The sequence below is a fragment of the Flavobacterium sp. UBA7680 genome (assembly GCF_002482975.1).
In the GTDB taxonomy this organism is placed as follows: Bacteria; Bacteroidota; Bacteroidia; order Flavobacteriales; family Flavobacteriaceae; genus Flavobacterium.
Window position 1 is genome coordinate 23,399 of the sequence record NZ_DLHA01000058.1, and the last position, 13,029, is coordinate 36,427.

Here is a 13,029-nt window from a genome sequence, read left to right on the forward strand (position 1 = left end):
ATTTATTTTTATTTAGAAAGACAATAATTGGCAGGTTTTTTGATTTCAGAAAATAAGCCTAATATATTGTTATAATACTCTTAAAGTTGTCGCACCAAACTTATTTATTCTATTTTTGTGATGCTAGACTTGAGTTCTATAAAAAATTATAAAGCCGATTCGATAACCACTTTTCAATGAAGCATATTTTATTTTTCATACTGTTTTTTGCTGCTGTAACTGTTTCAGCACAAACTGAATTTGGAACCAAATTCAAGCCTATTCCGGCACCTAAATTTAGCGCAAAGAAAAAGACACCAATTCCGCAAGTAAAAGATCCACAAGCAGAAACGACAGATATACCAAGTATTAAAACACCAAATGTTTTTGATAATACAAGTATAACTCCAAAATCGCAGCTTCAAGTTGGTGCAGAAAAAAGTAATTTTTCAATGGCTCCAAAAAATGATTTTGCTAATCCAGGCGATCAATATGTTCCTAAAATGGAAAAAGATTTGGATAAAGCATTAAAAGATGTTGGATTAAAAGAGGACAGAGGAATATTAGTCAGAAAAAATATTGATTTTGGAGAATTTACTACAAAATCAGAATATTTTGTAGTTAGGTATAGAGACTTTATAGTTGTGGATGGCGATATGGTTAAAGTTTCTCAAAATTTTAAAGTTATTCAAGGCGGTTTAGAAATGGGAGGCTCTTTTAGAGAGTTTAGAATAACACTACCATTAGGAATAAATAGAATTGAATTTGAAGCTTTGAATACAGGTACTTCAGGAGGAAATACAGCTGAATTTCAAATTTTTGATTCTGAAGGGAAATTAATAGATAGATACTTTTGGGATAATTTAGATGCGGGATATAAAGGAACCCTCACTGTTGTAAGAGTTGCAAAATAAATCTATGCTAAGGTTCTTTTAAAAACTTAGAACCTTAGCAACTTAGTATCTCAGTATCTTAGACTAAAATGGATCCGCAGTAACCCTAAACTTCATATCCGCTTTCACCGTTACATCTTTCGTAAGCGTTTCTTTAAGTGTAACCTGTGTTCTAATTTTATAGCTGTCTGCTTTAATATATTGATCCAGTCTTTTATCGGTACAAATTAAATCAATCGTATTGCTTGACGAATTGATATTGTCCTGATATGCCAGTTCTATTTCATCAGAATTTGATGTTGAAATATATAAGTGTATTGATTTTAAAAACGTAAAAGTTTTATCAGAAGGATCAGAAATTGAAAGTTTAAGCGATCTGATTTTTACATCTTTTACCAAACTCGCTTTGGTTTTATTGTTTTCAAATTCAGCCGAAGAATTGGTTGTAACATCCGGAGTAACGATTTCTGTTGGTAAATTAAGCGGCGATGTACTTTTAATTTTAATCGAAGCTTCGTTTGAAATAGTAAAACTTAATAAATCATCTACGGCATCGCAAGAAGTTAAAAACAGAGACAATAAAAGGATAAGAGCAATTGATTTTGATTTCATAAATATGGGTTTTTATCATAGATACGATATTTCTTTGGGGTTGGATTTTTTTATAGGCTCTAAGTTTCTAAGATACTAAGATGCTAAGTTTTTTCTTTTTGAGGTTAAAAATTAAACTCAGAATCTTAGAAACTTAGCATCTTAGAAGCTTAATAAAAAAAAAAAATTTTTTTTCATTGTTCCGATTTTTCAATTTCGAATATAAAAAGTATTTTTGCGCATGCAACACAACGTACTTATTTTAGATTTCGGATCGCAATACACACAGCTTATTGCGCGTAGAGTTCGCGAATTAAATATATTCTGCGAAATTTTCCCTTACAATCACTTTCCTAGTGATTTATCACCTTATAAAGCAGTAATTTTAGGCGGAAGCCCTTTTTCTGTTCGCGCAGAAGATGCCCCGCATCCTGATTTATCTCAAATTAGAGGTAAACTTCCAATGCTTGCCGTTTGTTACGGAGCGCAATATTTAGCTCATTTTAGTGGAGGTGAAGTTGCAGCTTCTAATACTAGAGAATACGGTAGAGCGAATTTATCTTATATTAAAGATAATGAAGTTTTCTTTGAAGGAGTTTCAGAAAACAGTCAGGTTTGGATGAGCCACAGCGATAGCGTTAAAGCACTTCCAACAAATGCTGTAAAATTAGCAAGCACACACGACGTAGAATTTGCCGCTTATAAAATTGAAGGCGAAACAACTTACGGAATTCAATATCATCCAGAAGTTTTCCATTCTACAGATGGATCAAAAATGCTGGAGAACTTTTTAGTTAAAATTGCCGAAGTTCCTCAAAACTTTACACCAAATGCTTTCGTAGAAGAAATGGTGGGAGAATTAAAAGAGAAATTAGGAAACGATAAAGTAGTTTTAGGATTGTCAGGCGGAGTAGATTCTACTGTAGCTGCGGTTTTATTACATCAGGCAATTGGTAAAAACCTTTACTGTATTTTCGTAAATAACGGATTACTTCGTAAAAACGAATTCCAAAACGTATTAGATCAATACAAAGGAATGGGATTAAACGTAAAAGGTGTAGATGCCGGAGACCGTTTTCTTTCTGAACTTGCCGGAATCAGCGATCCTGAAACCAAACGTAAAACTATCGGACGTGTGTTTATCGAAGTTTTTGATGATGAATCACATTTAATTGAAGACGTAAAATGGTTAGCACAAGGAACAATTTACCCAGACGTAATTGAATCTGTTTCGGTAAAAGGACCATCTGCAACAATTAAATCGCACCATAATGTTGGTGGATTGCCAGATTATATGAAATTAAAAATTGTAGAACCGCTTAGAATGCTTTTCAAAGATGAAGTGAGAAGAGTTGGAGCTACTTTAGGAATAGATCCTGAATTATTGGGAAGACACCCTTTCCCGGGACCAGGATTATCAATTAGAATTTTAGGAGATATTACTCCGGAGAAAGTACAAATTTTACAAGACGTTGATTCTGTTTTTATTGAAGGATTAAAATCTTGGAGATTATACGACAAAGTTTGGCAGGCTGGAGCAATTTTGCTTCCGGTAAACAGTGTTGGAGTTATGGGCGATGAGCGTACTTACGAAAAAGTAGTGGCACTTAGAGCAGTAGAATCAACAGACGGTATGACTGCTGACTGGGTTCATTTACCTTACGATTTCTTGATGAAAGTGTCAAACGATATTATCAACAAGGTAAAAGGCGTGAATCGTGTAGTTTACGATATAAGTTCAAAACCACCTGCAACAATTGAGTGGGAATAGTATTGTTTTTAAAATTAAGGTCTTACATTTGTAAGGCCTTAATTTTTTATAACCTACTATTTATGAGAGAACTTTTAACGATTTCTCTTGTGTTTATTTTGTCTTTTAACAAAATAGCTGCGCAAGATTCAATTATTGAGCACAAGATTCAAAAAGGGGAAACTGCTTATTTCATTGCCCAAAAGTATAAGGTTTCTGTAGACGAGATTTACAAACTCAACCCCGAATCACAAAACGGAATCAAAGACAATCAAATTATTAAGATTCCCGTTCATTCTCCACAAAAAATAAATCAGGAACAGCAAATTACTCATGTTGTTGGCGAAAAAGAAACGCTGTACGGTTTATCTAAAAAATATAATGTTTCTGTAGAAGCTATTCAAAATGCAAATCCAATTCTTGCAAGCGGACTTCAGGTTGGACAGGAATTAATTATTCCGCAAAGTGCTTCAAATCTTCCAAAAACAGAAATTACAGTTGCTGCAAAAACAACACATCTTGTTGTGGCAAAAGAATCCTTGTTCAGCATTGCCAGACAATATAATGTTTCGGTACAGGATTTAGAAAATCTTAATAAAGAGTTATTACAAAACGGGTTGCAGATTGGTCAGACAATCTCAATTCCGAACAAACGAAAAACTTTAGACGGAAAAGTTCGTGTGATCAATCAGGAAACTGTTTTTCATGTGGTTGAACCAAAAGAAACTAAATTTTCGATTTCTAAAAAATACGGAATCACAATCGATCAGCTGGAATCTCAAAATCCCGAAATTATAAACGGATTAATTGTTGGAAACAAATTAGCCATCAATACAAAGGAAATAAAACCGGTAAACGAAAGCGAAGAATTGATGCTGGCTCTTGCCGAAAAACAAGTTGTAGTCGAAAAAACAAAAGCCAAAACGGTTGAAATTGATGATTTAAAAGACAGACTGGTTATTCAAAAAGAAATGAATCAGAAAATTATAAAAATTAACGATCTAAAAGTTAATTTAAATGATATGAACGGTTCCAAAGAAAATTCGGTTGAAAAACTGCGTTTGGTTTTAGAAGCTAATAAAAATGTTCAGGATATTTTAATGGCAAAATTAGATTCGTTGGTAAACACGATGAACAATGATTTGGTCGAATTAAAACGAATGGATGTTTTAAATGTGGATGAATCAAAACGTCTGGAAAAACAATCGTATGAAAGCATCGGAAAAACAAATGAATTATCATCTCAATTAAAAAAGGAACTGGCAGAAAACCGAAAAGCCTATGCAGGTTTAATGAATAAAGTAGAGAAAATCGCTGTTGAAGAAAATCAGGAATACAAGAAGAAAATCCGCGAAAGCGAAAAAAATAAAAATGTTACTTCGATTCAGCAAAGACTTTCTTTAGAAGAGATCAAACGCTATAAAATTGAACAGGAACAAGGTGATGCTAAAAATCAATTGCTAATTTCTAAAATTGATTCGCTCGATACTCAAAAACAAATTGAGGTAAAACGTCACATCAGCAAAGCTTCTTATTATAGTATGGAAGCCAGGAAATTTGATGATAAACTGGCTTTGGTAAAACTGAAAAAATATCAGGATGAAGCGATTAAAAAATCAGGTTCTGCAGAAACTTCAAAAGCAGTTTCGCTGGAAGAAATGAAACGCGAACTAAAAGAAAATCCGTTTAAAAATGAAAAAAATATAAAGATTGAAGTTTATGATAATCTTAAAGAAGTTTCAAACGGCTATTACTTAGTTTTGGGTATATTTACAGACGCGCCGCAGCGAGATAAGCTAATTATGCAACTTATTGATTCGGGCGATTTTAACGCTAGTTTTTTCTTTAATATAAACAGCCTTTCTTATTATGTTTATTCAGATAAGTTCCAAAACATGGAAGAACTTCTGTATCAATGCAAGAAAAAAGAGGAAAATGAGTTATATAAGAACGTTATTATTGCGAAGCTAGAAATCGATCTTCGATAATTTTAAGAAGAATTGACAACTGGCGTGAATCTTGTATACGAGAAATTAGTATCTTGTTTTTGAATTAAAAATTAAATTGTTTTAGCCTTTATTATGAAATATTATTCAACATTATTTTTACTTGTTTTTTTTGTAACCTGTTCTGCTTTTTCGCAAGGAAAAGCGATAAAATATACAGTTTCAAGTGGAGAAACGGTTAACCAAATTGCTCAAAAATTTAAGGTTACACCTTTTGATATTTACGAACTAAATCCGGATGCACGCAATGGTGTAAAACCAAATACGGTTTTGCTGATTCCGGCAGCATCAAATAAAAATACAGACAAAAAAGAAACAGCTGCGGTAAAATCTACCAGTAATGGAAAAGCAACTACGCACGAAGTACAGCCAAAAGAAACATTATTTGGTCTTGAAAAAAAATACGGTATTAGTGATGAAGCTCTAAAAGCAGCAAATCCTTTTTTAATTACTGATGGTTTACAACCTGGACAAACATTGACAATTCCTGGAAAAGGTGCTGCGCCAAAAGCTGCAGCAACTTCGGACAAAAAACAAAAAGGAGCTGAAAAATATGTTTATCATGATGTAGCTCCAAAAGAAACTAAATTTGGAATTGCCAAACAATACGGAATTTCAATTGAAGAATTAGAAAAGAAAAATCCTGAAATTGTAACAAGTTTACCAGTTGGATATCGATTGACAATTAAAGGAACTGCACCAAAAACGGAAACTGCAGCGCCTGTTACTACAGCTGCAAAACCTGAAGAAACTAAAAAACCTGCAGAATCTAAAAAAGCAGTTTCTTACATGGAATATCAGGTAAAACCAAAAGAAACATTTTATAGTTTAGGAAGAGTTTTTCACTTAACTCAAGAAGAATTAACAGCTTTAAATCCATCACTTTCAGAAGGTGTAAAAGAAGGAATGGTTTTAAAAGTTCCGGCAGGATATGTAGCTCCGGCTCCAATTATTGCACAAGCACAGCCAACTGAAAAACCGGTACAAACTTCTGTAGAAAAACCGGTTGAAAAAGCGATCGAAAAACCAACTGAAAAACCAGTTGAAAGCACCGGAGGCGGAATTAAAATTGTAGATAAAGTAAAATCTGAAACGGTTTCTGCAGATCCTGAAATTGTCGAACTGAGTAAAAAAAGAGGTCAAAACGAACGCAAGAAAGTAGTTTTATTACTTCCTTTTAACCTGGCTAAATTACAAAGCGATACAACCGGAACAGCAGCACGTTTAAAAACAGATAAATTTTTAAACATGACACTGGATTTCTATTCGGGAGCAATGATGGCGATAGATTCGGCAAGAACATTGAAACTGCCAATTGATGTTGCTATTTATGATTCACAGGAAACAAAAACAACATCGAATATTTCGAGTTTAATTGCACAAAATAAATTGCAGGAAGCAGATGCAGTTGTTGGGCCATTTTACCAAAACAATGCAGAGTCTACTGCAAATTCATTACGTTTATATAATGTGCCTGTTATTTCGCCATTATCAAAAGATGTGGCAAATCCTATTGATAATTTGTATCAGACGATACCTTCAAACGATATGGTTCGAAATGCAATTTTCGATTATATGAGAGCTAAAAACGGAAACATTGTAGCTGTTGTAGATAAGAAAAAAGAATCGGTTATCAGTTATATTAAACAAAATCAAAAAGGAGTTGTTTTTGCGGCTTTAACAGAAACAGGCGGCTTAGATGTTGCTAATTTAAAGAGCTTATTACTGCCAACCCGAATGAATTATGTTGTAATGGAAACGGGAAATACAGCAATGATTAAAACAGTAATTAAAGCGTTGACTGATGCCCAAAAAACGTGTCAAGTGCAACTGGTAATTTTAGAACCAAACAGCACGCTTGATACCGACGAAATTAGTTTTGATAACTTGGTGAAATTGAAATTAATGTATCCGTCTGTAACTCGTGACAGCGACGATCAATCGGTTTCAATCTTTAAGAAAGAATATAAATTGAAAAATAAAGCGTATCCTAATACGTATGCAACCAGAGGTTTTGATGTAACTTTTGATACCATGATGCGTTTGGTTCAGGGAAAAACCTATCAGGAAACGGCAGATTTAATGACGACACAGCAAGTGGATAATAAATTTCAATTTTATAAAAAAGAAGATGGCGGACACGCAAATAAAGGTGTTTACATATTATATTACGATTCAGACTTAACTTTAAAAGAAGCAAATTAATGACATCAAAAGTAACCTACTTAGGCGATTTAAGAACAAGTTCAATACATATACAATCTGGAAGTGAAATCATTTCTGATGCACCGCTTGATAATAACGGTAAAGGTGAAGCTTTTTCTCCAACAGATACTGTTGCCAATGCTTTGGCAAGCTGTATGTTTACCATTATGGGAATTAAAGCCCGTGATTTAAACGTAGATTTAGTTAATTCAACTGCCGAAGTAACTAAAATTATGAATGCTGAACCAAGAAGAATTGGAGCAATCGAAGTTGTTTTTGAACTGAAAAGCAACGCCGATGAAAAGAGTAAAATCATCTTAGAACGTGCCGCAATGACTTGTCCGGTGTTTTTAAGCCTAAGTTCCGAAATTGAAAAAAATGTAACCTTTAATTGGAAATAATTTTTTTTACGATATATTCTAAAAGCCGTCAATATTGACGGCTTTTTTTATACAATTCTCATAATTGAAAAAATTAACAAAATATTCATATCAAATTTTGGTTCTTAAGTATAATATGAAGTATCTTTGTCTTGCAAAAAATACGCATATTTATGCAAAAATAATGCAATTCGAAAGTGAAAACGAGAATCACTTTTTCAATATTATTTGGAATCTCTAAGTGAGATAAAAATGATATTCCAAATTCTGCCCTAAATCAATAATTTAAATTTTGTTGTATTCCATTTATAAAGGTTTTATCTTTATATGGTATTGATTGCTATTGTTTTAGCAATGTTTTGACTTGCGTTTTTGCGATGTAAAAATAAAATTTTCAGGCTTAAAGCCGACACATAAATCCGAAGAATAAAAAAAACTATATCATGTTAAAAAGTAAAATAGACAAAGCAACCGGTTTTGAAAAGCGCTTCGAAAACATCAACACCGTTGTTTTTGAAAATTCAGGTGAAGCTTCAAAAGCCGTTGCACAGGAAATTGCAGCTTTGATCCAATCGAAACAAAAAGAAAACAAACCTTGTATTTTAGGTTTGGCAACAGGTTCTTCTCCAAAAGGATTGTATGCAGAACTGGTAAGACTTCACAAAGAAGAAGGATTGAGTTTTAAAAACGTAATTAGTTTCAATCTGGACGAATATTATCCAATGGAACCCAACTCAATCAACAGCTACGTTCGTTTCATGAAAGAACTTTTGTTTGACCACGTTGATATTTTACCTGAAAACGCGCACGTTCCAGACGGACTTTTAACAAAAGAACAAATCGCAGATTACTGCCACGAATATGAAGCAAAAATTGAAGCTTTAGGCGGAATCGACCTTCAGATTTTGGGAATTGGTGGAAACGGACATATTGGTTTTAACGAATCGGGTTCGCTTCAAAACTCAAAAACAAGATTGGTTGCATTAGATCATATTACAAGAGTTGCTGCAAGTAAAGATTTCTTCGGATTAAACAATACACCAAGAACAGCAATTACACTTGGAGTAAAAAAAATCATGGAAGCCAAAAGAGTTATTTTACTGGCTTGGGGAGAAGGAAAAGCAAATATTGTAAAAAGATCTGTTGAAGATGAAGTTACAAACAGAGTTCCCGCTTCATTCCTGCAAGAACATGATGATGCTGTTTTTATTTTAGATAAAGAAGCATCTTCAAAATTGACGAGAATAAACAAACCTTGGCTGGTAGAAAAAATTGTCTGGACAGATAAATTAACCAGAAAAGCAGTTTTAGGTTTAGCATTAGATCTTAAAAAGCCAATTTTAATGCTTACCGATGCTGATTATATCGAAAACGGAATGAGCGATTTATTGGCAGATTCTGGTCCGGCATACGACATCAACATTAAAATATTCAATAAACTTCAAAATACCATTACGGGCTGGCCGGGAGGAAAACCAAATGCGGAAGATACGAATCGTCCTGAAAGAGCAGAACCAGCAAAAAAACGTGTTTTAATTTTCAGTCCGCATCCTGATGATGATATTATCAGTATGGGAGGAACTTTTATGCGTCTGCAGGAGCAGGGACATGAAGTTCATGTGGCATACCAAACGTCGGGAAATATTGCTGTTGCGGATGATGAAGCGTTACGTTTTGCAAGATTCGTAATTGATTACAATGAAAAATTCAACATTAAAAGCGAGGAAGCAGATAACATTTATAAAAAGGCACAGACGTTTTTAGAAAATAAAAAGAACAGTGAAATTGATATTCCGGAAGTAAGATATATCAAAGGCTTAATCAGAAAAGGAGAGGCGAGAGCAACAAGTCATTTTGTTGGGTTAACAGATGATCAGATTCATTTTATGGAACTTCCATTTTATGAAACTGGAACAATCGAGAAAAAACCAATCGGAGCAGAAGATATTCAATTAACAATGGATTTGATTGAAAAAATCAAACCACATCAAATCTACGCTGCAGGAGATTTAGCAGATCCGCACGGAACGCACAAAGTTTGTCTGGATGCTATTTTTGAAGCTGTAAAAGCTTTAAAACCAAAACTATTCATGAATGACTGCTGGTTATGGTTGTACAGAGGAGCTTGGCAGGAATGGGGAATTGACGAAGTTGAAATGGCGGTGCCAATGAGCCCAGATCAGGTTTTAGCAAAACGTCACGGAATCTTCAAACACCAATCTCAAAAAGACGGAGTTGTTTTCCAAGGAAGTGACGCCAGAGAGTTCTGGCAGAGAGCCGAAGACAGAAATGCTGAAACAGCTGCTTTATACCAACAATTAGGTTTATCAACTTACGCAGCGATGGAAGCTTTCGTGAGATGGCACTTTTAAGTTGCTAAGGTTCTGAGATGCTAAGATTCTAAGGTTTTTTGCCACGAATTACACAAATTTCCACAAATTAAATTCGTGATAATTTGTGTAATTCGTGGCGAAAAAAAATCATTTTAATCCTTTTAATCTGTGGCAAAAGCAAAAAAAAGAATAGCTTTGTAGGCAATTAGAAGCAAGAAGAAAGAACAAGTCTATATTCTTTCCTCTTGCTTCTTTTTTCTTAAAAAAAAATGGAACAAGACAAAAAACTTCTCATAAAATTAGCACATACCAAAATGCCTTTCGGGAAATACGAAGGACGTTTTTTAATCGATTTACCTGAATATTATGTCGTTTGGTATCATAATAAAGGTTTTCCAAAAGGAGAATTAGGACAGCAATTACAGCTTATTTATGAGCTGAAATTAAATGGTTTGGAAGAATTGATTCGGAATATCAAAAAGCAATACCCAAAAGGGCAGTAATTAAAAAATAGCTATTTTAATTGTTAGTAACTTTGTTTCAGTATATTAACTTCTTTTTAGTGTTTTTATATTTTTACAGTAAATATTAAAGACCTAGTAATGGAAAACAATTCCCAACAATCAAAACCGGGAGAAAGCCACGGCAGATATGCTATAATACTGGCTGTATTGGCACTTATTTTTGTTTTTGTACCACATTTAGCTTTTAAAATAGCTTATATAGTATTGGCTATTATCGCAATAATTTTTGGAGTAATTGGTTTTTCACGAGCAAAAAAAGCAAACGTTTCAGCTAAACTTGCAAAAATAGGATTAGGGTTAGGAATAGGATTGATTTTTATTCCTTTAATAATATATTTTTCTGTCTTTTTTGCTGTTAAATCTGACTATGTGAAAGATAAAGTGTCTAAAAGTCAAGTAGAAGCTATTAGAGCAGATATAAAACGCCATCGTGATTCAGTAATCAAATCTGAAAAAATAATTAAAGACACTACCCAGATTAAAGACTTAAAATAATTGATTTTTGACATTATTGAGCAACAGTATCAAAGCCATTTTAAAGATATTTCTTAAAAATACTGCTAATAAAAGCTTAAAATTATCGATTACAAAACCAAGTAATCAATCTGTTTAAAAATTTGCAAATTATCTCATTCTCTAATTGATAAATTATCTAATTAAATTTGTACTTTTGCCAAGTTTTTTACACAACTACTTACAAACAACAACAGAATGAATCAAACAAAATATATTTTTGTTACAGGCGGTGTGACTTCTTCATTAGGAAAAGGGATCATTGCAGCATCTTTAGCAAAATTGTTACAAGGAAGAGGATACCGTACAACTATTCAAAAATTTGATCCGTATATTAATGTGGATCCGGGAACATTGAACCCGTATGAGCACGGAGAATGTTATGTAACAGATGATGGTGCCGAAACAGATTTAGATTTAGGTCATTATGAGCGTTTCTTAAACGTTCCTACTTCTCAGGCAAATAACGTTACAACAGGAAGAGTTTATCTTTCGGTTATTGAAAAAGAAAGAAGAGGGGAATTTTTAGGAAAAACAGTTCAGGTTGTTCCTCATATTACAAACGAAATTAAAGACAGAATGCAATTGCTGGGTAAATCTGGCGATTATGATATTGTAATTACTGAAATTGGTGGAACAGTTGGTGATATTGAATCATTACCTTATATTGAGTCTGTTCGTCAGTTGGTTTGGGAATTAGGAGAAAATAACGGAATCGTTATTCATTTAACTTTAGTTCCTTATTTGGCTGCTGCGGGTGAGTTGAAAACAAAACCAACACAGCATTCTGTAAAAACTTTGATGGAAAGCGGAATCAAAGCAGATATTTTGGTATGTAGAACTGAGCATGAATTGTCTCAGGAATTACGTCAAAAACTGGCTTTGTTTTGTAACGTTAAAAAAGAAGCAGTTATTCAGTCAATTGACGCTTCAACGATATACGAAGTTCCAAATTTAATGCTTGAAGAAGGATTAGATGTTGTGGCTTTGAAAAAATTAGATTTACCTAAAAAAGCATCTCCGGATTTAAAAACATGGAATACTTTTTTACGCAGATTAAAAAATCCAAAACAAACCGTAAATATTGGTTTGATTGGAAAATATGTAGAAATGCAGGATTGTTACAAATCTATTTTAGAAGCATTTATTCATGCAGGTGCAGCAAATGAAACTAAAGTAAATGTAATTTCTATTCACTCAGAGCACATTAATATTGATAATGTTGCTGAGAAATTAAGTGTTCTTGACGGAGTTTTAGTAGCTCCGGGATTTGGTGAAAGAGGTATTGAAGGAAAAATTGAAGCAGTTCGTTATGCACGTGAAAATAACATTCCGTTTTTCGGAATTTGTTTAGGAATGCAGATGTCTGTTATTGAATATTCTAGAAATATTTTAGGTTACACTGAAGCCAATTCTACTGAGATGAATGATAAAACGCCTCATCCGGTTGTGAGTTTAATGGAAGAACAAAAAAATGTTACAGATAAAGGCGGAACAATGCGTTTGGGAGCTTGGAAATGTGATATTAAACCAAATACGCTGGCACACAGAATTTATGGTGAAACAACCATTTCAGAGCGTCACCGCCACCGTTATGAGTACAATAATAAATACGCAGAGGAATTGCAAAAAGCGGGTTTAAAAGCTTCTGGAGTTAATCCTGATACTGGATTGGTAGAAATTGTAGAACTTGAAAACCACCCGTTTTTTATTGGTGTACAATATCACCCGGAATATAAAAGTACGGTAGCAAATCCACATCCAATTTTTGTGAATTTTGTAGCTGCTGCGGTAAATGCGCATAAAAAATAATAATTAATATTCTAAGAGGTTGTAACTTTTAAGCTATAATCAT

10 protein-coding genes are annotated in these 13,029 nt (G+C 33.5%); 9 read left to right on the plus strand and 1 reads right to left on the minus strand.

Features of this window, described 5'->3' with window-relative positions; genetic code table 11:
- The first annotated feature begins 176 nt into the window (after positions 1-176).
- Entirely contained in the window at positions 177-893 is a 717-nt protein-coding gene (locus tag B3C18_RS23760; RefSeq protein WP_291152709.1) for a hypothetical protein, read from the plus strand.
- Positions 894-956: 63 nt separating this feature from the next.
- Here the strand turns inward: B3C18_RS23760 and B3C18_RS23765 are convergent, their stop codons facing one another.
- Positions 957-1,484 carry a hypothetical protein gene (locus B3C18_RS23765; RefSeq protein ID WP_291152711.1) on the minus strand — a complete coding sequence of 176 codons (528 nt, stop codon included), beginning with the start codon at positions 1,482-1,484 and terminating at the stop codon, positions 957-959.
- Between the two features lie 220 nt (positions 1,485-1,704).
- Here B3C18_RS23765 and guaA point away from each other — a divergent pair, with 220 nt between their 5' ends.
- The 8 genes from guaA (at position 1,705) to B3C18_RS23805 (ending at position 12,986) form a co-directional block, all read left to right on the plus strand.
- Positions 1,705-3,234 carry a glutamine-hydrolyzing GMP synthase gene (guaA, locus tag B3C18_RS23770; protein ID WP_291152715.1) on the plus strand — a complete coding sequence of 510 codons (1,530 nt, stop codon included), beginning with the start codon at positions 1,705-1,707 and terminating at the stop codon, positions 3,232-3,234.
- Between the two features lie 62 nt (positions 3,235-3,296).
- Positions 3,297-5,201 (plus strand): muramidase family protein, encoded by a 1,905-nt coding sequence (locus B3C18_RS23775; protein ID WP_291152718.1) that lies wholly within the window; start codon positions 3,297-3,299, stop codon positions 5,199-5,201.
- Positions 5,202-5,294: 93 nt separating this feature from the next.
- Positions 5,295-7,424: a PBP1 and LysM peptidoglycan-binding domain-containing protein gene (locus tag B3C18_RS23780; RefSeq protein ID WP_291152721.1), complete on the plus strand. Its 2,130-nt coding sequence runs from the start codon at positions 5,295-5,297 to the stop codon at positions 7,422-7,424.
- Positions 7,424-7,825: an OsmC family protein gene (locus B3C18_RS23785; protein ID WP_291152723.1), complete on the plus strand. Its 402-nt coding sequence runs from the start codon at positions 7,424-7,426 to the stop codon at positions 7,823-7,825. The genes B3C18_RS23780 and B3C18_RS23785 overlap by 1 nt, the downstream gene beginning before the upstream one ends.
- A 392-nt stretch (positions 7,826-8,217) precedes the next feature.
- Positions 8,218-10,176, plus strand: a complete 1,959-nt coding sequence (gene nagB, locus B3C18_RS23790; protein ID WP_291153381.1) for a glucosamine-6-phosphate deaminase — start codon at positions 8,218-8,220, stop codon at positions 10,174-10,176.
- Between the two features lie 230 nt (positions 10,177-10,406).
- Positions 10,407-10,640 carry a DUF3820 family protein gene (locus B3C18_RS23795; RefSeq protein ID WP_053473755.1) on the plus strand — a complete coding sequence of 78 codons (234 nt, stop codon included), beginning with the start codon at positions 10,407-10,409 and terminating at the stop codon, positions 10,638-10,640.
- Positions 10,641-10,739: 99 nt separating this feature from the next.
- Positions 10,740-11,156, plus strand: coding sequence for a hypothetical protein (locus tag B3C18_RS23800; RefSeq protein ID WP_291152726.1), 417 nt, complete (start codon positions 10,740-10,742; stop codon positions 11,154-11,156).
- A 216-nt stretch (positions 11,157-11,372) separates the two neighbouring features.
- Positions 11,373-12,986, plus strand: a complete 1,614-nt coding sequence (locus B3C18_RS23805; RefSeq protein ID WP_291152728.1) for a CTP synthase — start codon at positions 11,373-11,375, stop codon at positions 12,984-12,986.
- Positions 12,987-13,029 lie beyond the last annotated feature (43 nt).